This is a genomic window from Fulvimarina pelagi HTCC2506 (assembly GCF_000153705.1).
Taxonomy (GTDB): Bacteria; Pseudomonadota; Alphaproteobacteria; order Rhizobiales; family Rhizobiaceae; genus Fulvimarina; species Fulvimarina pelagi.
On sequence record NZ_DS022272.1, the window covers coordinates 1,262,744 to 1,288,808 of the forward strand.

24 protein-coding genes, 2 tRNA genes and 1 riboswitch are annotated in these 26,065 nt (G+C 59.2%); of the genes, 8 read left to right on the forward strand and 18 right to left on the reverse strand.

Annotation, left to right across the window (positions count from 1 at the left end):
• The first annotated feature begins 93 nt into the window (after positions 1-93).
• The 5 genes from FP2506_RS05925 to FP2506_RS05945 all read left to right on the forward strand — a co-directional run bounded on the left by FP2506_RS05925 (position 94) and on the right by FP2506_RS05945 (position 4,859).
• The gene (locus tag FP2506_RS05925; RefSeq protein ID WP_040489454.1) at positions 94-735 is read left to right on the forward strand and encodes a TetR/AcrR family transcriptional regulator; all 642 of its coding nucleotides are present in this window, start codon (positions 94-96) and stop codon (positions 733-735) included.
• A gap of 53 nt (positions 736-788) precedes the next feature.
• On the forward strand, positions 789-1,808 hold the full coding sequence (gene ilvC, locus FP2506_RS05930) for a ketol-acid reductoisomerase (protein ID WP_007066506.1): 1,020 nt from the start codon (positions 789-791) through the stop codon (positions 1,806-1,808).
• A gap of 194 nt (positions 1,809-2,002) precedes the next feature.
• Positions 2,003-2,455, forward strand: coding sequence for a PilZ domain-containing protein (locus tag FP2506_RS17920; protein WP_007066507.1), 453 nt, complete (start codon positions 2,003-2,005; stop codon positions 2,453-2,455).
• A 99-nt stretch (positions 2,456-2,554) separates the two neighbouring features.
• Positions 2,555-2,630: transfer RNA gene (locus FP2506_RS05940), tRNA-Lys, on the forward strand.
• Between the two features lie 672 nt (positions 2,631-3,302).
• Complete coding sequence (locus FP2506_RS05945) at positions 3,303-4,859, forward strand: ABC transporter permease (RefSeq protein ID WP_244404251.1); 1,557 nt, start codon at positions 3,303-3,305, stop codon at positions 4,857-4,859.
• Between the two features lie 299 nt (positions 4,860-5,158).
• On the opposite strand, the gene FP2506_RS05950 is transcribed toward FP2506_RS05945, so the two are convergent.
• From FP2506_RS05950 to FP2506_RS05960, 3 genes are all read right to left on the reverse strand, one after another.
• Positions 5,159-6,190 (reverse strand): Fe(3+) ABC transporter substrate-binding protein, encoded by a 1,032-nt coding sequence (locus tag FP2506_RS05950; RefSeq protein ID WP_244404128.1) that lies wholly within the window; start codon positions 6,188-6,190, stop codon positions 5,159-5,161.
• A gap of 302 nt (positions 6,191-6,492) precedes the next feature.
• A complete protein-coding gene (locus FP2506_RS05955) occupies positions 6,493-7,113 on the reverse strand; it encodes a ferric reductase-like transmembrane domain-containing protein (RefSeq protein ID WP_007066510.1) in 621 nt (206 codons plus the stop codon).
• A 4-nt stretch (positions 7,114-7,117) separates the two neighbouring features.
• A complete protein-coding gene (locus FP2506_RS05960) occupies positions 7,118-7,618 on the reverse strand; it encodes a hypothetical protein (protein WP_040488947.1) in 501 nt (166 codons plus the stop codon).
• Positions 7,619-7,932: 314 nt separating this feature from the next.
• Here FP2506_RS05960 and FP2506_RS05965 point away from each other — a divergent pair, with 314 nt between their 5' ends.
• Together FP2506_RS05965 and FP2506_RS05970 are read left to right on the forward strand one after the other, a co-directional pair.
• A complete protein-coding gene (locus FP2506_RS05965) occupies positions 7,933-8,304 on the forward strand; it encodes a hypothetical protein (RefSeq protein WP_040488948.1) in 372 nt (123 codons plus the stop codon).
• Positions 8,305-8,363: 59 nt separating this feature from the next.
• Entirely contained in the window at positions 8,364-8,921 is a 558-nt protein-coding gene (locus FP2506_RS05970; protein WP_040488950.1) for a copper chaperone PCu(A)C, read from the forward strand.
• A 104-nt stretch (positions 8,922-9,025) separates the two neighbouring features.
• On the opposite strand, the gene FP2506_RS05975 is transcribed toward FP2506_RS05970, so the two are convergent.
• The 6 genes from FP2506_RS05975 to FP2506_RS06010 form a co-directional block, all read right to left on the reverse strand.
• Positions 9,026-9,532, reverse strand: coding sequence for a copper chaperone PCu(A)C (locus FP2506_RS05975; protein ID WP_187289024.1), 507 nt, complete (start codon positions 9,530-9,532; stop codon positions 9,026-9,028).
• Between the two features lie 34 nt (positions 9,533-9,566).
• Positions 9,567-9,786, reverse strand: a riboswitch (cobalamin riboswitch).
• Between the two features lie 419 nt (positions 9,787-10,205).
• On the reverse strand, positions 10,206-11,048 hold the full coding sequence (locus tag FP2506_RS05985) for an inositol monophosphatase family protein (protein ID WP_007066516.1): 843 nt from the start codon (positions 11,046-11,048) through the stop codon (positions 10,206-10,208).
• A 6-nt stretch (positions 11,049-11,054) separates the two neighbouring features.
• Complete coding sequence (ttcA, locus tag FP2506_RS05990; protein ID WP_007066517.1) at positions 11,055-11,948, reverse strand: tRNA 2-thiocytidine(32) synthetase TtcA; 894 nt, start codon at positions 11,946-11,948, stop codon at positions 11,055-11,057.
• A 208-nt stretch (positions 11,949-12,156) separates the two neighbouring features.
• A complete protein-coding gene (gene rpsD, locus FP2506_RS05995; protein ID WP_007066518.1) occupies positions 12,157-12,774 on the reverse strand; it encodes a 30S ribosomal protein S4 in 618 nt (205 codons plus the stop codon).
• Positions 12,775-13,422: 648 nt separating this feature from the next.
• Positions 13,423-14,007, reverse strand: coding sequence for a hypothetical protein (locus FP2506_RS18670; RefSeq protein WP_148227479.1), 585 nt, complete (start codon positions 14,005-14,007; stop codon positions 13,423-13,425).
• 831 nt (positions 14,008-14,838) lie between these two features.
• A tRNA-Ser gene (locus tag FP2506_RS06010) sits at positions 14,839-14,929 on the reverse strand.
• A gap of 490 nt (positions 14,930-15,419) precedes the next feature.
• Here FP2506_RS06010 and FP2506_RS06015 point away from each other — a divergent pair.
• Positions 15,420-17,102: a formate--tetrahydrofolate ligase gene (locus FP2506_RS06015; protein ID WP_007066521.1), complete on the forward strand. Its 1,683-nt coding sequence runs from the start codon at positions 15,420-15,422 to the stop codon at positions 17,100-17,102.
• 215 nt (positions 17,103-17,317) lie between these two features.
• Here the strand turns inward: FP2506_RS06015 and FP2506_RS06020 are convergent, their stop codons facing one another.
• The 9 genes from FP2506_RS06020 to FP2506_RS06055 form a co-directional block, all read right to left on the reverse strand.
• Positions 17,318-18,256 carry a 2-hydroxyacid dehydrogenase gene (locus tag FP2506_RS06020; RefSeq protein ID WP_007066523.1) on the reverse strand — a complete coding sequence of 313 codons (939 nt, stop codon included), beginning with the start codon at positions 18,254-18,256 and terminating at the stop codon, positions 17,318-17,320.
• Between the two features lie 146 nt (positions 18,257-18,402).
• A complete protein-coding gene (gene sufA, locus FP2506_RS06025; protein ID WP_040489457.1) occupies positions 18,403-18,786 on the reverse strand; it encodes a Fe-S cluster assembly scaffold SufA in 384 nt (127 codons plus the stop codon).
• A gap of 62 nt (positions 18,787-18,848) precedes the next feature.
• A complete protein-coding gene (locus tag FP2506_RS06030) occupies positions 18,849-19,259 on the reverse strand; it encodes an SUF system Fe-S cluster assembly protein (RefSeq protein WP_007066525.1) in 411 nt (136 codons plus the stop codon).
• A gap of 9 nt (positions 19,260-19,268) precedes the next feature.
• Positions 19,269-20,531, reverse strand: a complete 1,263-nt coding sequence (locus FP2506_RS06035; RefSeq protein ID WP_007066526.1) for a cysteine desulfurase — start codon at positions 20,529-20,531, stop codon at positions 19,269-19,271.
• Positions 20,532-20,662: 131 nt separating this feature from the next.
• Positions 20,663-21,916 (reverse strand): Fe-S cluster assembly protein SufD, encoded by a 1,254-nt coding sequence (gene sufD, locus FP2506_RS06040; RefSeq protein WP_007066527.1) that lies wholly within the window; start codon positions 21,914-21,916, stop codon positions 20,663-20,665.
• 2 nt (positions 21,917-21,918) lie between these two features.
• Positions 21,919-22,674 carry a Fe-S cluster assembly ATPase SufC gene (gene sufC, locus FP2506_RS06045; protein ID WP_007066528.1) on the reverse strand — a complete coding sequence of 252 codons (756 nt, stop codon included), beginning with the start codon at positions 22,672-22,674 and terminating at the stop codon, positions 21,919-21,921.
• An 87-nt stretch (positions 22,675-22,761) separates the two neighbouring features.
• Positions 22,762-22,926 (reverse strand): hypothetical protein, encoded by a 165-nt coding sequence (locus tag FP2506_RS18945; protein ID WP_007066529.1) that lies wholly within the window; start codon positions 22,924-22,926, stop codon positions 22,762-22,764.
• A gap of 97 nt (positions 22,927-23,023) precedes the next feature.
• Entirely contained in the window at positions 23,024-24,556 is a 1,533-nt protein-coding gene (gene sufB, locus FP2506_RS06050) for a Fe-S cluster assembly protein SufB (protein WP_007066531.1), read from the reverse strand.
• 151 nt (positions 24,557-24,707) lie between these two features.
• Positions 24,708-25,898, reverse strand: a complete 1,191-nt coding sequence (locus FP2506_RS06055) for a cysteine desulfurase family protein (RefSeq protein ID WP_007066532.1) — start codon at positions 25,896-25,898, stop codon at positions 24,708-24,710.
• Positions 25,899-26,065: the final 167 nt, after the last annotated feature.

Below are 26,065 nucleotides of genomic sequence, written 5' to 3' on the forward strand. Positions count from 1 at the left end.
CGATCAGCCCTCTTGCAGGGCGCGGAAATTTCGCATAGGCGGTCGCCGCGAGGCCGAACCGTACGGTACGGTTCGGCTCAGATGGATTGGTCGATGCAAGCTGCTCAGCACAGGATCGCGGCGAATGACGGGATAGTCGAGCCCCTGACCGACCGTCAGCGGGATGTGCTGGAAGCGGTTCTGGAGCTTATCGTCAAGGGCCAGCGGCCGCTGTCGATGATCGCGGTCGCGCGGGCGGCATCCTGTTCCAAGGAGACGCTCTATCGCTGGTTCGGCGATCGGGATGGGCTTTTGATCGCGACAGTTCGTTGGCAGGCTGCCAAGGTGCGCGGCATCGACCTACCGAACGGGCCGATCAACAGCGAATTCTTGCTCGCCGCCCTCACCCGTTTTGCCTCCGACTGGCTGAGTGTGCTGACTGGCCCGACTTCGATCGCACTCAACCGGCTGGCGATCGCCGAGGCGGGGTCCGAGACTCTGGACCTCGGCGCGATCGTGCTGCGCAACGGACCGGTGGAGATGGCTCGGCGCATCGCGCCGCTTTTCGTCGCTGGGCGGGCGAGCGGGCTGATCGCCTATCCCAGCGAGAGTGATGCGTTCTCAGCCTTTTTCGGGCTGGTCGTCGGCGACTTGCAAATCCGCATGCTACTGGGCGATGAGGCCGGCGGAACATTCGACATCGACCGGGCCGCTGAGCAGGCCGCCCGGCGCTTCATGACCCTCTTCGGGTCTTAACCGACGGCCGGGCGGACACCCCTCCCCGGCCAAATGAAACGGAAGGAAACTATATGCGCGTCTATTACGATCGCGACGCCGATCTCAATCTCGTCAAGGGCAAAAAGGTCGTCGTCGTCGGCTACGGCTCGCAGGGGCGCGCCCATGCGCTGAACCTGAAGGACTCCGGCTGCGGCGAGATCAAGGTCGCCCTACGCCCAGGCTCGGCAACCGCCAAGAAGGTGGAAGCGGACGGTCTCGAGGTTCTCTCGGTGGCTGACGCGGCGAAATGGGCCGACCTGATGATGATGGCGACGCCGGACGAGCTACAGGCCGGGATCTGGAACGCCGAGATCAAGGACAATATCCGCGACGGCGCGGCGATCGCCTTCGCCCACGGTCTCAATGTTCATTTCGGGCTGATCGAAGCGCCCGCATCCATCGACGTCGTGATGATCGCGCCGAAGGGGCCCGGGCACACGGTCCGCTCCGAATATCAGCGCGGCGGTGGGGTGCCCTGCCTGGTCGCCGTGCACCAGGACGCCTCCGGCAATGCGCTCGATCTTGCCCTGTCTTATGCCTGCGGCGTCGGCGGCGGCCGGTCGGGCATCATCGAGACGACGTTCCAGGAAGAATGCGAGACCGATCTCTTCGGCGAGCAGGTCGTCCTTTGCGGCGGTCTTGTCGAGCTCATCCGCGCCGGTTTCGAGACGCTGGTCGAAGGCGGCTATGCGCCTGAGATGGCCTATTTCGAATGCCTCCACGAGGTGAAGCTGATCGTCGACCTCATCTACGAGGGCGGCATCGCCAACATGAACTACTCGATCTCGAACACGGCCGAATGGGGTGAGTATGTCTCGGGACCGCGCATCATCACCGCCGAGACCAAGGCTGAGATGAAGCGCGTTCTCACGGACATCCAGACCGGCCGCTTCACCTCCGAGTGGATGCAGGAATGGCACTCCGGCGCGGCGCGCTTCAAGAGCACGCGTCGCATGCACGACCGGCACCAGATCGAAGAAGTCGGCGAGAAGTTGCGCGGCATGATGCCGTGGATCAAGTCGAATGCCCTGGTCGACAGGGAACGCAACTAGGATCCGACCACATGAGGCCGCGGGGGCAACCCGCGGCCTTTGTTCGATGGGAAATCGATCGATCTGCGAAACCGATCCTTCACGATGGCGCTCGAAACAGATGAGTTGAACTGCTCTGGCGAAGCCGTTTACGGCGTCGTAACCAGTCTCGCCGAAAATCCCAGAGACTTGAGAAGCCCTGGGACGATTAGACGATGGCACTTCCCGAAAAAGAAGCCGACGGATCGGAGCGACGGTTCGCGCCGCGCATGCGCGTTCTCAAACGAGCAAAAATCATCTTCAACAACGGCTTCTCGACCTTCGACTGCGTCGTGCGGAACGTCTCGGCGACAGGCGCCCTTCTGACGCTTGCCGAATCGGTGCACATGCCGAAGGAATTCACCATCAAGATTAGCGAGGAAGCGCCCCGCCCTGCCCGGCTGATCTATCGCCGAACTATGTTCGCCGGCATCCGCTATGCCGACATCCCCGAAGAGGATTCCGAACGAGCTGGAAGCGAACGCCCCGCGAGATCGGCTGCCTCATCAGTGTCCCCGATCGAACCGGTCGAACAGGCCAAGCCTCTGCCAATCTCGACCAGCATTGCGAAAATTCGCCCGCAGATGTTCCCACTGGCAGTCCTACGCAACCTTCCTTGGCAGGATTGAGGTCTTGCATTTATCGACCGACGTCCGCTGAAACCGGGTGGACACAATCAGACTGTCCCCTTATATGCGGTGCACGAAGCGGCCATAGCGCTTCGGCGTGGGTGATTAGCTCAGTTGGTAGAGCAGCTGACTCTTAATCAGCGGGTCATAGGTTCGAGCCCTATATCACCCACCATATCTCCATCGCGCATCGATTTCCTGCACCGACTTACGCGGTGTCGCTCGCGACGTTCTGCGGATTGCTCCCTACGCACACATCTGCATTTCGACGCATGGATTTGCGACCGAGTGTCCGTTGAGAGCCTTTTCAGGACAGATCCCCCTGCCCTGCGCAACCGTGAACGATTCCACATAACCGACGAACTCGACGATCTCATCGACTTCTCTGCAGGACAATTCGGGCGCCGATCAACAAAGGTAAGCTGATTTATTCTCCGCTCGGCCAGTAGTCCTGACTGGCCGGACCTCGTTGCGTTTCCAAGTTTCTCAAGGTCGAGTTTATTCTTCTCATAAGCTCTTCTTTCAAGAGGCGACGGACATATCAGTTGTTGCGAAAATCAAAGACCGATGAAGGACAATAGAACCGTTCTAAAAAGCATGTTTCTATTTGACATCGTGCTTGGTTACGCATAGCCGACAATAGCCATGAATGGACCGACGGTCGTCTAGGGCGTTCCGCCGAAAGTCTTGTCCGTTCGCGATTCTTCCACAATCCCGCTTTCGCTTCACGGCAACGAGGCAATACGCGGATCATGAAAGCCTTCCTCGCAGCCTAATGCCGCGCCCATCGTCCGAACATCGCCTGCTTGGCCTGACATGCGTGACATCCGGGATCGCGTTGATCGTGATGTTGCCCCTTGTTGCCGTCGTCTTCGCCGCGTTGGACGGCAATTTCGATATCCTCGGCCATCTATGGGAAACAGTCCTGCCGCGATATATCGCGACGACCCTTTTCCTGACGGTGAGCGTTGCTCTCGGTACCTTCCTGATGGGAGCGGGATCGGCTTGGCTGGTCACGTCTTATGAATTTCCTGGACGACGGCTTCTGGAAGTTGCGCTCGTCCTGCCGCTGGCCTTTCCGGCCTACGTTCTCGCCTACGCCTATACCGATCTTCTCGACCATCCTGGCCTTATCCAGACTGTTCTACGGGACGTAACAGGCTGGGGGGCAAGGGACTACTGGTTTCCAGAGATCAGATCGCCGGGAGGCGCGGCGACGATGCTGACGTTTGTTCTCTACCCTTACGTCTATCTTCTTGCTCGGGCAGCCTTCATCTCGCAGGGAGCGCGAGCCTACAGCACCGCACGGACGCTCGGACACGGACCCTGGAGCGCCTTTCTGAGAATTTCTTTGCCGATGGCCCGCCCGGCGATAGCGGCCGGTGTGCTTCTCGCTTGTATGGAAACAATCGCTGACTACGGGACGGTCGCCTATTTCGGCGTCCAGAGCCTTGCATATGGGATATATCAGAGCTGGTTCAGCATGGCCGACCGCGCCGCGGCTGCGCAACTCGCATTCAGCCTTCTTGTCTTCGCTCTTTTCCTGGCTGTGCTCGAAAGGCGGACACGCGGCGGTGCGCGTTTCGAATCCGGATCGACACCGCTTCCTCGATCACAACTGCAAGGAGGTTCCGCCTGGATCGCGACATTCGTCTGCATGATCCCGGTTCTCCTTGGCGCCGTTCTTCCTGCGTTTGCTCTTCTCGTCATGGCGACGGGGTCCAGCCAGTCGATCTTAAGCGAGCGCTATCTCGGGTTCGTCAGGAATTCATTCACTCTGGCCGGTATCGCTGCGCTCGTCACGGTGAGCGCGGCGATCGCGATCGGAGCTTACGACCGATTGCGCGACGGTCTGCTCGGCAGCGCGCTCCTACAGATCGGCCGGATTGGCTACGCTGTCCCCGGCGGCGTCATCGCCGTCGGGCTTCTTGTGCCTTTTGCTGCGTTCGACAACGCGCTCGACGTCTTCATGGAGGCTCGCTTTGGTATCTCCACGGGGCTTCTGATTACCGGATCGATCTGGCTGATGGTCGCTGCCTACATGATCCGCTTCCTGGCGGCCGCGCTTGGTGCTTACGAAGGCGGTGAGGCCGGCATGAGTCCCAATGTCGGATCGGTGGCGAGAACACTTGGCAAAGGTCCGTACACCGTACTTGCTCGTGTGCATCTGCCGATCATGGCGCCGAGTCTGCTGACCGCCGTCTTAATCGTCTTCATCGATACCCTGAAGGAGCTGCCGGCGACGTTGATCTTGAGACCCTTCAACTTCGACACGCTCGCCGTTCAGGCGCATCGCTTGGCGGCGGATGAACGGCTCGACGGCGCAGCAGCGCCGAGCCTCGTCATCGCCGTTATGGGGCTCCTGCCGGTGATCTTACTGATCCGAAAAATCAGGGCGCGGTAGTCCGGCCAAAGCGTTCAGACCGTATGCACCATCGCCGTGCGGCATAGTCTGAAGGCGCGAGGAACCAAATTCCTGCAAGACCGGCCGCGCACCTGCAGGTGGTAGCGGAAATGCCACTAGGTTCTTGAAGACGCTCGACTTGCAAACCCGCGAGCGTGGGATTTCAGTTGGAAACGCGTTCCTCGAACAGGCTTGCGCAGATTGGACTTACCGCAAGCCTGAAGCGATACCACGCCGCTGCGATTTGCTGCTGTCGCGCGAAGGCGCCCGAGCCATTTTAAGGCCCGGACGCCGTTAGCTTATTCCCAGCCGACTTCGTTGAAGATCTGCTGCGCAGTCGGCAGGTTTTTGGCCACCGCGGAAAGGTCGACCTCGTCGGCCTTGAACTCGCCGAGTTCGTCGACAGCTTCCGTTGTCTCGACGCCTTCGACCACCGGATATTCGTTGTTGCCGGCAGCGAAATACTGCTGAGCGCTATCAGAGGCGAGATATTCGAGGAAGGCGACCGCGTTCTCGCGGTTGGGCGAATTTGCAGCTACGCCACCGCCGGACAAATTTACATGGGCACCGGTCGTATCTTGGTTCGGAAATACCCAGCCGATCTGATCGGCGCCGCTCGACACCCCTTCCACATCACTGGCAAGTGCTCTCGCAAAATAGTAGGTGTTCGAGACAGCGATGTCGCACTCGCCGGAAACCAATCCGCGCAGCTGGTCGGTATCACCCCCTTGCGGATCGCGCGCCAAGTTATCGACGACGCCCTGCGCCCATTCACGTGCGGCTTCTTTGCCTTGATTTTCGATGATCGAGGCGAGAAGTGTCTGATTGTAGACGTTGCCGGACGAGCGGATACAGATCATGCCCTTGTACTCATCATTTGCGAGATCGGCATAAGTCTGCGGCGGGTTTTGTACATCGTCCTTGTTGTAGAAGAAGATTCGGCTGCGTAGCGAGAAACCGAACCACTCGTTTTCGGTATCCTGATACTGGTCAGGAATCCGCTCTTCCAGCGTTTCGCTCTCGACTGGCTGCAGTATTCCGGCACCTTTGGCCCGCTCGAGGCGCGAGGTGTCCACTGTCAGAACGACGTCAGCGGGCGAATTATCGCCCTCAGCTTCGATGCGCGCGATGAGCTCGTCCGCGTCACCCTCGATACGATTGATGGTTATGCCGGTCTGTTCCTCGAAATCGGAATAGAGCCGCTCGTCGGTGTCGTAGTGCCGTGAGGAGTAGAGGTTGACTTCACCGCCACTTTCCTGGGCGGCCGCCGGTAGTGAAAAGCTTACTGCAACTGCACTCGTTAGAAGACACTTGAGCATGGATTTCGGCATAAACGCCTCCTTATTGATGATGCGCGAAGTCAAATAAAAAATAGAGCTATACGTCAATAGAAAAGCGGGTTTTCTTCAAAAATTTTGCTTTTATTAGATCTATTCTAAACTAAAAATGACGCTTTATATCTTGTTTAAAGTTCTGAATGTGACGAACAACGGCATTCGCCTTAGCGCGCAATCGGATACGGCCTCACTCCTGCGGAAATGCGCGAGATCGCGCGCTTTCTTTGCCTCGTGTCCGACGGTGCAGCGGCGTTTCGCGAAGGTTGTTGACGAGCGGCCTGAACTGGATGGCAGAACTAAAGCCTGCTTCCCATCCGTCTCAAGACTGCCCAGCTTCTCAAGTCCGTCAGGGCCTTGCCCAATGCAGCAAGGACGAGGATGCAGAGTACGAACTTCGAAACCGTCCCCATGGGGCCCTCGATCAGGACCGCATGGACGACGCTTCCGACGACGACAACTGTTGCCAACGCTGTGTGGGCAAATCGCCAGATCGGTGGGCTAATGCGCAATTTCCGACGGAGTAAAGCAAGTGATGCCGCCGCAAACAGCGCCCACATTGCGACGACGCCCCAGGCGGAAAATGGGGTCGGCGAGTCGAATAGTAGCGCATCGATAACGTCGGGCGGGCTCGTCAGCCAGAGGCCCGCCACGTGGGCAATGATGGCGGCGACGAGAGTCGTTCCAACCCAGCGGTGAATTTTGCGCCCGTCCCGCATGCTGAGCCCCGGCAGATATCCGGCCGCGAGGAGCGGTTGGAGAAGGAGAAGCGCCATCGCAGCGATTCCGGCAAAGCCCGCCGCGATATAGATCCAACTGCGATAGGCGAGGTACTCGCTCGTAGCGGCGATGGCGATTGGGCCGACCACGGCGAAGGCAAGCGCCGACCAGCCGAGAACGGCCCGGACGGACCACGACATTGCGTCAGGCCGGCTGCAGGACGAAGTCGGCGCTGAGGCTCGTATCCTTCGGACTGGACATGATGGGACGCAGGAAGACCGTCTCGAATTCCGGATCGTCATAGGCGAGATGACCATGGGCCTGGCCGAACGCCGGCACGATCTGCGGCATTTCCAACCTGAACGTGCCGTCCGGACCGGTCAGCGTCGCGCCGTGGCTTTCCGGATCGCGTTCGTAGGCTTCGGTCGTATGCGCCCAGATCTGGATGCGGATGCCTTCGAGCGGTGCACCATCCCCGGCGCGGCGAACGCGCCCCGACATCCAGAAACCACCATTACCGATCCGCTCGACGATCGGCGCGCCAGGACGATAGTTGTTCGAACCACCGCGCATTGATTGAGTCGGGGCGAGCCCCTGAGCCCGCGCAGGTGTGAACAGACCGGAGGCACCGCTCGTCACCAAGGCGCCGCCGAAGGTGGCACTCGCTACGAGCAATGTTCTGCGATTTAAGAGGGGATGGGCCATGTTACGCCTCCCAGAGAAGTTAAAGAACGAAGAGCATTCACCAAACAAACAAGACAACATCCAGCCGACGTCTGGGCGCAGACATACCCTCGATGGTGATGCCCCGAATCGGGATCTCAATTCATTCATCGACATGGAGCCGGTGCTGATCAGATGCAAGTCAACACTCTTCACAGAGCGCTGAGACCCTGTCGACTGGTTCTACATCCATCGCGATGCAACCTTGAAGCATCGACTACCGCCCCCGTTATGCCTGTGCTAATCGCCCCCCCATGAACCCGCTCCGGCAACTTCTTGCGGACCGACTATCTGCCTTGGCGTTGATCGTCGTCATCGCCCAACTGCTTGTGCTGCAGGCGGTTACGGCCGCATATGTCTGTGCCGGCATGGATGCCGCCAAGGCAAGCGGCACCTTCATCCTCTGTCACGAAGCGGGCACGTCTGTATCGGATCGGGCGCCGGATCACTCGGGAATCCACGACTGTTGTACCGACTGCTTCTGTGCCATCGGTTGCGGTCATCCGCCATCGGTCGTTGCCGCATCGCTCGACACGGACGGCTTGATCGTTGCGCGTCTTGAAACCGGTACGGGCCCTTCTTGGCCGTTTACGATCGACGCCCTCGGCCCGAGGGGTCCGCCCCGGGGTCTCGCCTACAAGCGTGGGCCTCCCGCCCTCTCCGCCTGAACGAAACAAGGCTGGACGTCTCGTCCTGCCGTTTATTCCTGTTCACTCGGAGATATCCAATGTTTTCCCGTATGCTTCTTGCCGTGAGTGCGGCCCTGACTCTTGCCGTTTCGACACTAGCCTTCGCCCACGATTACAAGGCCGGCGACATCGCCATCGGCCATCCCTGGACCCGTGCAACGCCGCCGAACGCGCCCGTTGGGGGCGCCTACATGACCCTCGACAACCAGGGTTCCGCCGAGGATCGCCTCCTCGGCGGCTCGACGCCGATCGCGGAGGACGTCCAGATCCATGAAATGGGTATGGCGGACGGCGTCATGACGATGCGCGAGCTGCCCGATGGCCTGACCGTACCTGGCGGCGAGGCGGTCGAGCTTGAACCTGGCGGCTACCACATCATGCTTGTAGGCCTGAAGGAGCCGCTGAAGGAGGAAGACCGCGTTCCTCTGACGCTGCGCTTCGAAAAGGCCGGTGAGGTTGAGGTGGAACTCGCCGTTGAAGCGATGGGTGCGCGCTCTGGCACCGGCGACGGCGCGCATGACGTACACCAGGGCGCGGCGAATGGCGACGCCGGAATGGTCGATCGCAACGCCATGGGCGACGCTTCGGCTCGATAGAGCAAACGCTCGTATTGCTGCCAATCAACATGGGAACGGCCCGGCTCATCGAGAACCGGGCCGTCATCCTGCTGCTTCTTCCAAACGTTCAGCTCAGCTGTAGTTCAGACTTCGCCGTCTTCATGGCTATGGTCATGATCGTGATCGTGCTCCGCGCCCGGTGCTTCCTCGACCTCGACTTCGATCTGCACCGGATCCATTCCGGTGAATGTCAGCGTCAGATCGAAATGCTCGCCATGTTCGAAGGTCTGCTGAACGCTTTCAAGCTCGATCCATGCACCGCCCGGCTGCATCGTCAGCGTCTGCCCGGCGTTCACGGTGATCGTTTCGGGCTGAGTGGTCGTCAGCGACCCGTTCTCTAGAGCCTGCGCTTCGAAAAGAACATTCTCGGCAAATCCGACCGAAGCCCCGGTGAGTTCGACCGCTTCGTCGCTGCCATTGGTGATCGTGAGATAGACCCGCATGGAATGCGCCATCTCGGCGTTTTCAAACGTGTAGGCGTGGCTCACCGTGACGCCTTCGGCAGCCTGCATCTGTTCGCCTGCGTGATGGGCAAAAGCCGGGGTCATGCCCGTCACGCCAAAGAGCGCGGCTACGAGAATGTTCTTCATGATGTTCATTCCGAGGACCCGCCGTCCTCTTTTCGAGGTTTCGCTTCCGTCGACCGGTCTCCTGGCTTGCGCTTCGACAACGAAACCCGCCTTCCCGGACCTTATGTCCAGTGGCTGCGATGGGCCGGCTCCACGCTGACAGTTGCGGGGGCAGCTAAGGATTGGACACCACGATATGCGTCGTCACCACATTCCCGATTAAGCCCTACGATCCGTACCGGATCGCGTCGGGCATCGACCAGCCTGACTTGAAGCGTCTCACCTGCGGAGTAAACGGACACCACCGACAAGGACCGGTTTCGCTCGATCGGGATCGGATCGACGCGATTCTATTTGGGCTGCAGAGCGCCATAACCTTTCGCGAGGATCGGTCCGGTCGGGCGACCGGTCGGTCAATGGTCCTCTGTCTTTTCTTAAGAGCCGATGTTTGTGCGGAGTGAGCAGCCCTCATGCTGTCAGGCAAAATCTAGACCTACGCAGGCAGATCTCGGGATGACTTAAGTAGCGTCTAGGGCGGTCTGGCGACTGAGATCGCAATATCGGTCACGGTCTTCGGCGACCGCAGTCCCGCGACCTCGCGCATCGGCGGGGATAAGCTCGCCCTGTTCTAGATGAAACCTACCCTCGCGAACGCAACGATAGAGATCACAGGCGTCGATCAAGTGCTGAAACTTCACGCAGGCACGCGTTCAGCACCCAGAAGCTTCGAATTTACGGATCTGAATGTCTGTTCGCTGCATGCGCTGACGAGAATGCCGTCGCGACGGGCCGGGTTGTAGGGCTCACCGTCCGAAAAAGCGACGTGCCCACCAGCCTCTGTGACAATCAGCGTGCCCGGCGCGTGGTCCCAAGGCATGATCTTCGAATAGAGATTGAAATGGCAGCCGCCGGTCGCAAGCATTTGATATTCATGACCCGCATTCCGGAAGTTGGTAACGACCTTAACCTCGTTGAGGCGGTTATAGAGCCGGGTTCGGGCTTTCGGCTCGAAATAAGTCGCCGAGATTATGCCGATTGTCTCCTCGAGCGCGACGGGCCATGCGACCTTCGCCCTTCGCACTTCGCCACTTGCAAGCAGCCACGAGGCACCCGCTCCCTTTTCGGCGCGAATCGTGTCGCCGCTCACGGGATTGTGGATCGCGGAGCAGACAACCTCGCCTTTTACCGAGACCGCCGCCATGATCGAGAAAAGCGGCAGTCCTGCCGCAAAATTCGCTGTGCCGTCGATCGGATCGACGATGACCGCGAACTCGGCGTCACCGATCTTGTCGAGTACACTTTTGTCCTTGGCGACGGATTCCTCGCCGACGAAGAGCGCGCTTGACGAAAACGCCTCGATTTCTTTGCGAATGAAGTCCTTGGCGGCTTCGTCGGCATCGGTTACGAGATCGATCGCGGAGGTCTTTTCGCGGATATTGTCGTCGCCGAGATTGCGGAAGGACGGCATGACCTTTTCCGTACCGGCCCGCTTCAGAATATCAGTCAGACTGTCGAGATCGATCGTATTGTCGCCCACGTCGCATCACTCCCTGTCGCACGCTGTCGTCTTCGGTCCGAGCCCCGCGAAGTCGAATAGGCTCGGATCGAGAAGATGGCTGGGCCGCGCATTGGCGAGCGCCCGCATCATCACCGCCTTGCGTCCCGGAAACCGCGCTTCCAGGTCGTTCAGCATCGCCTTCGTCACGTTCCGCTGCAGACCGTCCTGGCTGCCACATAGATCACAAGGAATAATTGGGAACGCCAGTGCCTCGGCGAAACGCGCGAGGTCTTCCTCCGCGGAATTGATCAGCGGGCGAAGCACCAACAGATCGCCTTCGTAGTTCAACAGCTTTGCCGGCATCGCCGAAAGTTTGCCGCCGTGGAAGAGATTGAGAAAGAAGGTCTCCAAACAGTCATCGCGGTGATGGCCAAGGACCAGCGCCTCGCACCCCTCCTCCCGGGCGATGCGATAGAGATGGCCGCGGCGCAGCCGCGAGCAGAGCGAGCAGTAGGTCGCGTTGTCGGGCAATTTGTCCGTGACGATGGAATAGGTGTCGCGATATTCGATCCGGTGCGCGATGCCATTCTTCGCCAGCCAATCGGGCAGCACGTGCTTGGGAAAGTTCGGCTGACCCTGATCCAGATTGCAGGCGAGGAGGTCAACAGGAAGCAAGCCGCGCCATTTGAGGTCGAGAAGAAGGGCCAGCAGGCCATAGGAATCCTTGCCGCCCGAAATGGCGACCAGCCAACGGGCACCCTGACGTGCCATAGCATTTGCGGTAATCGTCTCGCGGACCTCCCGGGTCAGCCTTTTGCGCAGTTTCTTGAATGAGATCGAAGACGGAGCGTCGGCAAAGAGAGGGTGGAAGTTCTCGTCAGACGACGAATATGCACTCAGCGGCTTGTCCGCGTCTTCGATATCTGCGCCATCCCACATGCGTCCTGCCCTCTTCACTTGGTGAAGGATCGTTTAACGGATCGGCGATAGCGAAGAAACCGCGAATTCTACCCAGCCCCCTGAGCTGAACATGTGCGTTACGAAGCTCCGCTCGACTGTGCGAACAATGACCGCTCTTCACATTTTCATGTAGAAAAGGCCGCCCTTTCGGACGGCCTTCTTGTTTCTCGGCAAGAATCGAAATCGATTAACGCGAGTAGAACTCGACGACGAGGTTAGGCTCCATCTGAACCGGATACGGTACGTCGTGCAATGCCGGAACGCGCTGGTAGGTCGCGACCATCTTATTATGGTCGACCTCAATGTAATCCGGCACATCGCGCTCGGCGAGGCCGACGGATTCCAGAACCGAAGTCAACTGCTTCGACTTCTCGCGAACCTCGATCACGTCGCCCGGCTTGCAGCGGTAGGACTGAACGTTGGTGCGCACACCGTTGACGTTGACATGGCCGTGGTTCACGAACTGGCGAGCCGCGAAGACCGTCGGGACGAACTTCGCGCGGTAGACGATCGCATCGAGACGGCTTTCGAGCAGGCCGATCAGGTTCTCCGAGGTGTCACCTTTGCGGCGGGCGGCTTCCTCGTAGACCTTCCGGAACTGTTTCTCGCGGACGTCGCCGTAATAGCCCTTCAGCTTCTGCTTGGCGCGCAGCTGCACGCCGAAATCGCTCAGCTTGCCCTTGCGGCGCTGGCCGTGCTGACCCGGACCATACTGGCGCCGGTTAACCGGAGACTTGGGCCGTCCCCAGATGTTTTCGCCCATACGGCGATCGATCTTGTATTTTGCGGATGTACGCTTTGTCATCGCATTTCCTTTGACAAACAAACATGCCCAAACGCTTGGAGGCGCTAGGCTCTCAAGGAAACGCGCCCTCCTCTGCTCGCCCTCCGGCGGCCGACAGGACACAACGAGGCGCTGCTCGTCAAAAGTCCGCGGGACACGTTAAAAAGCTGCTCAGACGCCTGTCCGAACGGCTGAGGGGTCAATAGTGATTGGCGCGTGCAGCGTCAAGCCCGGTTTTGACTTCCGTTGTTCAAGTCGGATGACCGTGAGGGGCCGGGCTTTTCGCGAAGACTCTGTTAAGAAGTGATTATTACTTTTTTGGTCCGCGCGTCTTGGGCGGGGCAAACCGGCGGCCAGTATAAAGGGAACCTCTTTCCTGACGAACGAGCTCCCGAGAGATCGCTTGTACCGCCTTCCCCACGAGTGTCCAAAGCGCGATTGACCACATTTATGATGTGTTCCCGCAGGCTCGACGGTTGCGGGCTGCTGTAGCTGCGAGTCTAGAGTTCTGCGTGTCTCTCGATAATGTCGAAAGAAGGCACTCGGCTCTGCCATCTTACTGGCTGATTTCCACTCTCTGCAGCTGGTTTCAGTGACACGTTCCTCCGTTTCCAGAAACCTTGAACGCATCAGCTCCTTTGGCTTTGGGATCTATGCTTCACAGACTCGTTAAACAGAACCAAAACCTTTGCGGAGTGCTTCGGCCTGAAGCACGGCGCGCGCATATTGCTCCCAGATCGATCGTAAAGCTAGATGATTAGCTGTAAGGGCCTCTGCAAGTTGTTCAAGCTCGTTGAGCTTCGCGAGAGTTTGCGTAAACTTGGAACCGAGTTCGCCGCTGAGATCTCCGGACTTTGCCGCGTCCATTTGTTTAGACAAAGCTTTGCCATTCTCCGCGACTTCAGGAGCAATCTTGGCAAGCAATGTCTGTAGCCGTCCGCTTTCTATCTCAAAGGCTTCCAACTGTGGCCGCAGCTGTTCCAAGAGGCGCGCCGAATTCATCCAGTCTCGAGCGTGAGCGTCTAGATCTCTTCCCAGACCTTGAAAGCCACCGTGTATCGTTTTGGGAAGCACATTGAATGGTTCCTCAGTTCGGAGGCTCGACGCAGAATTTCGATGACCGTTCCCTACCGCCTGGCGCGCAGCGAAAGGTAGTCGGCCTGCGATTTCGGAGTCCTTGAAAGTTTTATTCAATTCTTTTTCAAGAAAATCCGGATCAGAATTTTTGCTTAAATCTTTAGTGACTTCAGACATGATGATCTATCCCGAGATGGTTGAAGAACTTTTAGCAAAGATGCATGACTTTCAAAGTTTTTCCACTGAAAAAAGCGGGGTTAGTTAATCGCATGAGCGGCAGTCGGTCCGACTGTTGCGCCGATTCATCAGCTCCGTTCATTCACGTGATGATCTCGCATAGTTCGTAGCGTCGTAATTAACCGTGCCGTATGGTTTGCACATGTTGCCTTCGCTCCCACCTGGACCCGCTGAGTTGTCTGATTCGGAACTTCCTCGAGCCATCGAGGATCTGGAGAACCGTGCGCTGCACTTTTGGCAGCTCGCAAATGATTTCAACAGGTTCGGGCTCACTTGGGAGCGTGATCAAGCGAGAAACGTAGCTCTCCAAGCGAGGGTCCGGGCGCTGATAGCGACTCACCAAACTCCGTAGCTCCGTAGAGCCGAGCACAGGCTTGGAAGATGCAGCTTGTTGGCGCAACAAATCAGACGGATGCCACACGATACTCAGCGCATCGAAGCGTCCCTCGGCACACAACGGGCTCTCCAACGCTGACAGCGGCAGCCATCTAGTGGGATGAACACCGTTGCAGAATCTGCGATTCGGTTAACCACGCGGTTGCCGGACCTCGAAGACGAATCTCTGCTCTTCCTGCTCGTCATGATGTTCCCGTTCGCTTCTAACCGAGAAGGCAGCGACAAGAGACGCTTCGAACACATGCTTGATCGGGCGCTCCGCTGTTCGGACCGCGATCGAAGATCAATCCCACGAAGCGAGAGCACCTAGGAAAAAGGTAAGCGCGTCATCGCGCAGGTCAGCGACATTGCTTTCCAGGCGTTTGCAGACGGTGATGGCGGAGAGGGGGGGATTCGAACCCCCGATACGCTATTAACGTATGCCGCATTTCGAGTGCGGTGCATTCGACCACTCTGCCACCTCTCCGCGAGGAATCTCGCCTTATAATGTCCGAAGACGCTGCACGACCGCAGCTTCAAGGACATGGCGGGATAGCGTGGTGTTCGCGCCAGCATCCGGGCGCGGACGCTCAATAGCAACAGGAATGCCCCGATGACAAGCGTTCAAACGCGTTGTCGCGAAAATTCGAGTAGTGCTGCCCCCGATACGACGATCCTCTTTCGAGCCGCCCTTTCTCACGTCACCCTGCGACGGTCAGACTTTCTGTTCATGCTTCACGAAGTTCGGTTGTACAATCCGCATGTCGAGTTTTTCGATCGTCTCAGGGGGACAAGTGCCGATTGAGCATTTTGTTTGAAGAAGGTGGGCGATTTCAGCCTGAATACTGGGTTAGACCTACCCGTTCGGTGAGAATCGGTTGCCCGAGGGGCTTTCTCGTCTCTCGCCTGTTTCCTTCGACCGACCTTGCCCATAACATTACTCATTCGCCATATCGAATGGCCCTGGGAGGTGCTGAATGAGTGACGTGAAATCTGACATCGAGATTGCCCGTGCGGCAAAGAAGAAGCCGATCCAGGAGATCGGCGAAAAACTCTCCATTCCGAGAGACCATCTCCTGCCCTACGGCCACGACAAGGCGAAAGTCACCGCAGACTTCATCAAAAGCCTTGAAGGACGTCCCGACGGCAATCTCATCCTCGTCACTGCGGTCAACCCGACACCCGCCGGCGAAGGCAAGACGACGACGACGGTCGGCCTTGGCGATGGCCTCAACGCGATCGGGAAGAAGGCGACGATCTGCATCCGTGAGGCCTCGCTCGGTCCGAATTTCGGCGTCAAAGGCGGCGCCGCAGGCGGCGGGCTCGCTCAGATCGTACCGATGGAGGACATGAACCTCCACTTCACCGGCGACATTCATGCCATCGGGACCGCGCATAACCTCCTGTCGGCGATGATCGACAACCATATCTACTACGACAATGAGCAGGGCATCGACTCGCGCCGGATCACCTGGCCGCGTGTCATGGACATGAATGACCGCTCGCTGCGTCATATTGCTATTTCACTGGGCGGGGTCACCAACGGTTTTGTTCGTGAAGACCGTTTCGATATCACGGTCGCATCTGAGGTAATGGCGATCCTCTGTCTTGCTACCGATCTCGCCGACCTGCAGGAGCGGCTCGGCAACATCATCATCGGCCAGCGACGGGACAAGACCCCGGTGACGGTGAAGGACATCAAGGCCGAAGGTGCGATGGCGGTCCTCCTGAAGGACGCGATTCAGCCCAATCTCGTTCAGACGCTGGAGAACAATCCGGCCTTCGTGCATGGCGGGCCGTTCGCGAACATCGCCCATGGCTGCAACTCTGTGATTGCGACGAAGACGGCGCTGAAGCTGTCCGATTATGTGGTAACCGAAGCCGGTTTTGGCGCAGATCTTGGCGCCGAGAAGTTCCTGAACATCAAGTGCCGGAAGGCCGGACTTAATCCCAAGGCCGTCGTGCTGGTCGCCACCGTGAGAGCGCTGAAGATGAATGGTGGCGTCGCCAAGGACGATCTCGGTACGGAGAACGTCCAGGCGGTGAAGGACGGCTGCGCCAATCTCGGCCGGCATATCGAGAATCTGAAGAAGTTCGATGTACCTGTGGTCGTCGCCATCAATCATTTTATCAAGGATACCGATGCCGAACTTCAGGCGGTTGTAGACTTCGCAAAGCAGACAGGCGCCGAAGACGCGATCGTAGCCAAGCACTGGGCCAAGGGCTCCGAAGGTGTCACGGAACTCGCCCAGAAGGTCGTCGAGGTCTGCGAAAGCAGCAGGTCGGCCTACAAGCCGCTCTATCCGGACGAGATGGGGCTGGTCGAAAAGATCGAGACTATCGCACGCGAGATCTACCGGGCCGACGGGATCGAGGCGGATTCCAAGATTATCACTCAACTGAAGGACTGGGAGAAACAGGGCTACGGCAACCTGCCGGTGTGCATGGCGAAGACCCAGTACTCTTTTTCGACGGATGCCTCGAAGCGCGGTGCGCCGACCGGCTTCAAGATCCCGATCCGCGAGGTGCGCCTGTCGGCCGGGGCTGGCTTCGTTGTCGTGGTCTGCGGTTCGGTGATGACCATGCCGGGCCTGCCGCGCAAACCCGCCGCCGAATCGATTCGCCTCAATGAGCAGGGGCAGATCGAAGGCCTCTTCTAAGCTCGTCTAGCCGGGCCGCATCCGGACCGCCCTCGCCTGTCGGCGCAGCCCTGTTTGCCAATTCGAAGAAGTGGAGATCGCCCGAAGTCTTTTCGGACTTCGGGCGACTATTTGTCGGAAGAGAACATGACCGACCGCTTCGCACGAGCCTCGGTCGAGCCGGTTCACTCACTGACCGACCGGTTCGTTTCGACCGCTCCTACGCGATAGCCACGTTAGTTCACCGGGGTCAGAAGAGGCTGCCCCGCGATGAAGGCCTTGACGTTGTCGCGCTGAAGCTTGCCCATCGCGGCACGGGTCTCCACGGTCGCCGAGGCCTGATGCGGCTGCAGGACGACGTTCTCCATATCGTAGAACCGCTTGTCCGCATGCGGTTCGTTCCGGAAGACATCGAGGCAGGCGCCGCCCAGACGGCCGTCTTGAAGCGCCTCGATCATCGCATTCTCGTCGACGGTCGTGCCACGCGAAATGTTAACTAGAATGCCGCGAGGACCAAGCGCCTCGATCATTTCTTTTGTGACGAAATCTTCCGTCGCCGGCCCACCGACGAGGGCGACGACGGCGAAATCGACGGCGCCCATCATGTCGAGGGCGTTCTCGTGGTAGATCCAGCTGTCCGGCGTGTCCTTGGATTTGCGCGACCAGTAGTGGATTTCCATCTTGAAGGCCGCGAAGCGGTCCGCGATCTCGCGGCCGATCCTGCCGAGACCGATGATGCCGACCTTCCCGCCGCTCATCTTGCGCTGGAGGGGAAAGGGCTGCTTTTGATCCCAGGCACCGGACCGCACGTGCTGTTCGGCTCTGGAGAGAGACCGCAGCTGAGCGAGGAGCATGGCGACCGTCAGATCGGCGACGTCGTCGGAAAGGACGTCCGGCGTATTGGTGATCTTGATGTTACGCTGAGAGGCCGCGTCCACGTCGATCGCATCGTAGCCGACACCATTGTTCGCGATCAGTCCGAGGTTCGGGAAAAGATCCATCAGATCGCCGCCGAAGGCGTGATGGCCGATATAGGCGATCGCCTCGATCTTGTTTCTCGCCGCTTCGTCGAGGTCCATCGCTTGCTTCATCGAAGGCAGGAAGGTCCAACCCTCATCCTCGATCGCCTGATTGCTGATGTCGTCGTATCGGCCGACCGCCAGCACCTTGCTCATGACTCCCCCTCAAGCTGTGACATCTCAGCGCCGCGAAACACATACGGCGCAGAATTGACAGATGAGGCGGAAGAGGCGGATGTAAACCGCCGTTGCGCCCAGATCGGCGCGAGCGCGAAAAGCCCAGGAGCCATCGCAGGAAAGCGTCAGGCGCCGGCGCGCTGTTCGGCAAGAACCTTGAGATCGGCTGCTTTCAGTTCGACCGACTCGCCGCAACCGCAAGCGGAGGTCTGGTTCGGATTGTTGAAGACGAAGCCCGAGCGCAGGACTGTCTCTTCATAGTCCATCTCAGTGCCGAGTAGGAATAGAACGGCTTCCGGCGCAATGTAGACCCGGGCGCCGTCCTTCTCGACCACGTCCTCGTTCTCGCGATGGTCCTTGGCGAGTTCGACCGTGTATTCCATACCCGCGCAGCCACCCTTCTTGACGCCCACACGAACACCTAAAGCGTCGGCGGCGGCGTTATCGAGGATCGCCTGGACACGGCTTGCCGCTGCATCCGTTATGGAGAGCACCTGGAAACGGCCCATGATTTCGGTCCTTTCTCCGGCAACTTGCCGGACGGTCTGGTATCTGATCGCACGGCGATCGGTCAGAACCAACCGACGGCGACCTGCGCCTCTTCGCTCATTCGTTCCGGCGTCCAAGGCGGATCGAAGACGATTTCGACCTTGACCTGGCCCACGCCGTCTACGGACGCCACGGCATTCTCAACCCATATGGGCATTTCACCCGCGACGGGGCAACCGGGCGCGGTCAACGTCATTTCGATATCAATGTCGCGGCTGTCATCGATGTCGACCTTGTAGATCAAACCCAACTCGTAGATATCAGCCGGAATTTCCGGATCGTAGACGGTCTTGAGCGCGCCGATGATGTCGTCGGTGAGCCGCGTGAGTTCCTCAGGCGGGATCGCCGATTTGCCGGCCGACTCGCCCTGAGCCATCGCTACATTGGCCGCTTCGGTACCCGCCTCGTCGATTGTCTCGTTTTCTTCTGTCATTGAAGCTCCTCAGGCGAAGAACCTGCGCGCCTTTTCGAGCGCTTCAGCCAATTTATCTACTTCTGCCATGGTGTTGTACATCCCAAAGGATGCTCGACATGTGGACGTGGTGCCGAACCGCTTCAAGAGCGGCATCGCGCAGTGAGTGCCGGCACGCACGGCTATGCCCTCGCGATCAATCACCATGGAAATATCGTGGGCATGAATGCCCTCGATGTCGAAGGAAACGATCGCTCCTTTGCCGGGCGCCTCGCCGTAGATGCGCAGGGAGTTGATCTGCTTGAGGCGCTGATGGGCGTAGGCCCCAAGTTCGGCTTCGTGCACAGCAATCGCCTCGCGGCCGACGCGATCCACATATTCGAGAGCCGCGCCGAGCCCGATGGCCTGGACGATCGGCGGGGTGCCCGCTTCAAAGCGATGGGGCGGTGCGTTGTAGGTAACGCCCTCCTCCGTCACTTCGACAATCATCTCGCCGCCGCCATTGAATGGCTGCATCTGCTCCAGCATCTCGCGCTTGCCGTAGAGCACGCCGATACCGGATGGTCCGTAGACTTTGTGACCAGTAAAGACGTACCAGTCGCAACCAATATCGGCGACATCGACCGGCAGATGCACGGCGCCCTGGCTTCCATCGACAAGAACGGGGATGTCCTTTGAATGGGCGAGCCTCGTAACCGCCTCAACGTCCACAACGGTCCCAAGAACGTTCGACATGTGGGTCGTCGCGACCAGCTTAGTGCGCGGCGTGATGGCCTTCTCGAAGGATTCGACGGGGATCGACCCGTCGTCCTCGACGGGCACCCATATCAGCTTGGCGCCCTTCTTCTCCCGCAGGAAATGCCAAGGCACGATGTTGGAATGATGCTCGGCCTGGGTGAGGACGATTTCGTCGCCCTCGCCGATCTCCTGCATGCCATAGCCGTAGGCGACGAGATTGATTGCCTCGGTCGCCGAACGCGTGAAGACGACTTCGTCGCTGGAGCCGGCATTCAGAAACCGCCGCACAGCCTCGCGCGATGCCTCATAGGCATCGGTCGCCGCATTCGAGAGGAAATGCAGGCCGCGATGAACGTTGGCGTATTCATTCTCATAGGCGTGAGTGATGCGGTCGATCACCTGCCGCGGCTTCTGGGCAGACGCGCCATTGTCGAGATAGACGAGCGGTTTGCCGTAGACTTCTTTCGATAGAATTGGAAAGTCCCGACGCACGGCCTCGACGTCATAGCGCACGACGTCGCGCGTTCTCTCGTCGGGGATCGTATCTATACTCATCGTCAATTAACTCCACTAGCTTTCCGTAGAGAGGAAAGAGCAATGCAGCGATCGGGTGCAATTGAGCGGCGCCAATATGCCTTGGACCTATCCCGATCGCTCTCCTTAGGCCGCGCAGAGGCCGCGCTTTCCTAGCGGATGTTAGCTTCCAGCCACGCCTCGATACGCGTTTCGAGTGCGTCCTCGATCGCCTCGACCTCCAGCTCCTCGACGACTTCGGCGACGAAAGCCTTGATCAGAAGTGCACGTGCCTGATCACCGGGTATACCGCGCGACATGAGGTAGAATAGGTGATCGGCATCGATTTCGCCCGCCGTCGCGCCGTGACCGCACTGGACGTCGTCGGCGAAAATTTCGAGCTCCGGCTTTGCAGAGAAATCGCCTTCGTCCGACAGAAGCAGCGAGTTGCAGGCCATCTTCGCATCGGTCTTTTGAGCGCCTCGCGCGACCTTGATGATGCCTTGAAACACACCGTGCCCGCCAGTAACGACGTTTCGGAAAGTCTCGGTCGCCGTGGTGTGGGCTACCGTATGGTTCAGCGTCGTCGTCACGTCCACGTGCTGGCCAGCATGCAGCAGATTCACGCCCCTGATCTGGACGTCGGCGCCCTCGCCCACGACGTCCGTGTGGACCTCGTAACGCACGAACCCACCGCCGGCGTTCAGGACGAAAAGCCGGAAAACCGAGTCAGCTTCCAAGCGCACTGAAAGCTGGCCCAGATGGCTGGAATCGAGACCCTTCTCCTGATCGACGATCCAGAGCACGTTCGCGCCCGCCCCAACATGGAGCATGTTCACGCCGGTCGAGGGCGCACCAGTAGTGCCGCCGTCGAGGCGTTCAACGATCGTCGCCTCCGCTTTTTCGCCGATCGTGACGGTAGTGAACGCATGGCTTTTCAGCCCCGTTGCAGGACGAAGCTCCAGCGCGTGGTCGAGATGTGTACCCGCCGCGACATCGATGGTCGCCGAAGCCGCGCCGAATGCGGCGTTCATGGCGCGGACCGTATCGATCGACCGATCGAGCCGGTTCGGCGTTGTTTTCCAGTCCGCCTCGCCCGCAGAGGCGCTACCGGTGACGCCGTTCGGCAGATGCGCCGCCTCAGGAGCGTCGAGATCGACCACCGCGGAACCCTGAAGCAAGGGCTCGAGCAGCGTCTCACCGCTCTCACGAAGCGCCTCAACGGCATCATCGGAGCCGAGACGCTTGCCCATCAGTTGACGGAGATCTGTATAATGCCAGGCCTCCACCTTGCGGGTCGGCAGGCCCTCGCGGCGCAGCGCCTCGATGGCAGGTCGGCGCGCGTTCTCGTTCTCCCCTTGGGCTTCCGCCAGCTGAATGAGCCGGGTTTCTGCGGGGGTGCGTGGACGCAGTTCGGTAACGCTCATGTTTACGCAGCCTCTTCGATGATCTGGCTGTAGCCTTCCCTTTCGAGCTGCAAGGCGAGATCCTTGTCGCCGGTCTTCACGATGCGGCCATTCGACAGAACGTGAACGGTATCCGGCACGATGTAATCGAGAAGGCGCTGATAGTGAGTGATGACGAGAAAGGAGCGCTCCGGCGAACGCAGCGCGTTGACGCCGTCGGCAACGATCTTCAGCGCATCAATGTCGAGGCCGGAATCGGTCTCGTCCATAACGCAGAGCTTCGGCTCGAGTAGCGCCATTTGAAGGATTTCCGCGCGCTTCTTTTCGCCGCCGGAAAATCCAACATTCAGCGGCCTCTTCAGCATCTCGGGATTGATCTTGAGATCACCCGCAGCGGCTTTCACACGACGCATGAATTCAGGCGTGGTGAGTTCGTCCTCGTCGCGCGCCTTGCGCTGGGCGTTCAGCGCCGTCTTGAGAAAGGTCATCGTCGCGACGCCGGGGATTTCAAGCGGATACTGGAACGCGAGAAAGAGGCCCGAGGCCGCGCGTTCGTCCGGCTCCATTTCGAGGATCGACTCACCGTTGTAGAGGATGTCGCCTTCGGTGACTTCGTAGTCCTCGCGGCCAGCAAGGATATAGGAAAGGGTCGACTTACCAGAGCCGTTTGGTCCCATGATGGCGGCGATTTCGCCGTCGTTGACGGTCAGGTCGACCCCCCGAAGGATTTCGGTCCCCTCGTCGGCAACGCGGGCATGGAGGTTCTTGATTTCGAGCATGTGTTTCCGTCCAGTGTCGTTCATCAGGCGCAGGTTGCGCAGTTCCTAATTTTCTAGGTCATCGTCATGACGTGAGCTCAGTGGCCGCTATAGCCCGAGGCTGACGCGAACCAACGGAAGCAGCGTTGCGGCTGCCACCCCGACAAGAGCTCCGATGCCCAGTCTCAGCATTGTTCCGCCGAGACTCGGCGCAACCGCGCCGAGAATGCCGCAAATGGCCGCGTACCAAACGATGACTGTGCCATCGGTCATCGATCGCAGCACTCCAGCCGATCCGAAGAGAAGATGCCGCCGAGCATCTGCTCGAATCGTCGCGTGATCCGCAGTGCCGAAGTGTTCGAGGCCGAGATCACCCGACGCTTCCTTCCAGCGAAATTCCGATCAGCTTTTGCGCTTCGACCGCGAACTCCATCGGCAACTGCTGAATGACGTCCTTGACGAAGCCATTGACGATCAGGGCGACCGCTTCCTCCTCGGGGATGCCACGCTGCATGCAGTAGAAGAGTTGGTCGTCCGAGATCTTCGAGGTGGTCGCCTCGTGCTCGAACTGGGCCGTCGCGTTCTTCGATTCGATGTAGGGCACCGTGTGCGCGCCGCACTCTTCGCCGATCAACAAAGAATCGCACTGAGTGAAGTTGCGCGCGTTTTTCGCCTTGCGGTGTGCCGAAACCTGTCCACGGTAAGTGTTGTTCGAATGACCGGCAGAAATGCCCTTCGAGATGATGCGGCTCGACGTGTTCTTGCCTAGGTGGATCATCTTCGTGCCGCTATCAATCTGCTGGCGGCCGTTAGAAACGGCGATCGAGTAGAACTCGCCGCGGGCGTTGTCGCCGCGGAGGATGCAGGATGGGTACTTCCACGTGATCGCCGACCCGGTCTCGACCTGCGTCCAAGAAATGCGGGAATTGTCGCCGCGGCAGTCGCCGCGCTTGGTGACGAAGTTGTAGATGCCGCCCTTGCCCTCCTTGTCACCCGGGTACCAGTTCTGGACGGTCGAGTATTTGATCTCGGCACCTTCGAGGGCCACGAGTTCGACGACCGCCGCGTGAAGCTGGTTCTCATCGCGCTGGGGCGCCGTGCAACCTTCGAGATAGGAAACGTAAGAGCCCTCGTCGGCAATGATCAGCGTGCGCTCGAACTGCCCGGTATTCCGCTCGTTGATACGGAAATAAGTGCTGAGCTCCATCGGGCAGCGAACGCCCTTCGGCACGTATACGAAGGAACCGTCGGTGAAGACCGCCGAATTCATCGTTGCGAAGAAGTTGTCGGAGATCGGCACGACCGAGCCGAGATATTTCTGCACGAGCTCGGGGTGTTCGCGGATCGCCTCGGAAATTGGCATGAAGATCACGCCGGCCTTTTCGAGCTCCTTCTTGAAGGTCGTCGCTACGGAGACCGAATCGAAGACCGCATCGACAGCGACACGGGTCTGGCCATTCTGGCCTGCCGGCGGCGTACCCGAGTCCTCGTCGAATTCGCTCGGTTCGTCCATCTTGCGGACGCCGGCGAGCACTTCCTGCTCCTTCAACGGAATGCCGAGCTTCTCGTAGGTCCTGAGAATCTCAGGATCGACCTCGTCGAGAGACGCCGGACCTGACATCGACTTCGGTGCAGCATAATAGTGGATGTCCTGGAAATCGATCGGCGGGTAGTCGAGCCGCGCCCAGTCGGGTGACTCCATCGTCTTCCAGCGCTCGAAAGCCTTCAAACGCCAGTCGAGCATCCACTGCGGTTCACCTTTCTTGGCCGAGATGAGCTTGATGATTTCCTCGTCAAGCCCCTTGGGCGCAACGTCCATTTCGATCAGCGTCTCGAACCCGTACTTGTACTGGTCGACGTCGATCTTGCGGACACTGTCGATCGTTTCCTGAACGGCCGGCATATTCTTCTCCATACTCTCCGGGGTCAAAGCCCGGGGACGGTCTTTCCTGCGGATACCGGAAAAGCGATATCCGGTACACCGATTTAGATAGGAACGGTCCGGCCACCAAATGAGGGGCCCGGTGTTCCGTGCGATCTCATGCGCCGCGACTTCAAGCCGCGTGGTCTATATTTTGCGGCTTCGACTCGGTCTTGGTTGCGAGCCTCACGTATTCATCAACGAAGCGCATGAGCTCAGGCTCACTCGTTTCCCGGCTGAAACTGACCCGAACGGCACCATCGGCTGGATCGATATCGAGACCGGCTGCAGCCATCGTGCTCACAACGTGACTGCGTCCGACCTTTCCTGAAGAGCACGCCGAGCCCGCCGAGACAGCAAGACCGGCGAGATCAAGCGCGATCTGAGCCGTCTCGCTTTTCAAGCCCGGAGTTAAATAGGCGCTGGTGTTCGGCAAGCGCGTCACTGCCTTTCCCAAGACAATTGTCTTTGGCGACCGCTGCAAGACGGATCTATCCACCAGATCACGTAGCCGCACCATTCGACCATCGTCGTTGCGAAGCTCGAAGCTGGCTGCGCGAACGGCCACCCCAAAGCCAGCAATCTCGGGAACCGGTTCGGTACCGGAACGCCGCCCTTTCTCCTGGCCACCGCCCCGTATCAAGGGGAAAGGCCGCGTTGAGGTCGATTTGAGGACGATCGCGCCGATCCCTTTTGGTCCGCCGAGCTTGTGGCTCGACAAAAGTATTGCGTCGGCGGGACAATGGTCGAAATCCAGCGGCAAACGACCAGCATACTGAGCAGCGTCAACGACGAGCCGAATATCTCGACCACGGAGAGTCTCCGCAATCTTGCAAATGTCTTGAACAACGCCGGTCTCGGAGTTGGCCAAACCAATCGCGAGAATGGCGGCATTGTCACCAACGTCATCGAGCCATCTGTAGAGAGCATCGGTCCTAAGAAGACCGTCGCGGTCCACGCTGAGCGCGGTCACGTTAGAAGCCTCGAAACGCCCACCTTCGAGGAACACCGAATGATCTGACTCGAGGACAGCGAGTGCGTTGTGGTTGCGCGGCTTCCCATCGATCAGCCAATCCGGTGTGAGGGCCATGTTCGCTGCCTCGCTCGCGCCGCTGGTGAAAGTCACCTCACCCGGGTTGGCGCCGACGAGATCTGCGACCGCCCTGCGAGCATCCTCGACGAGCGCCCGTGCTGCACGACCCTCCGTATGTACCGATGAGGGGTTGGCACTATCTAATGCTGCGACCATAGCCTCCCGCGCCTCCGGGCGAAGGGGCCAGGTTGCGTTACAGTCCAGATAGATGCGGGTCGGCGCGCCGGCCATGAGCTCCCTGTGATGCACAGCGCTCGGTGAACTTGGTCGAGCGCGCAAATTCCTTGAAAAACCGATCCCTAACAGACTAGATAAGCCGAAGCCACCGCAGTGTTTGGAATCATTCTAAACTGCAATCTATGAAGCCTCGCATCAGGCGTCAAGAAGCGCGCCATCCA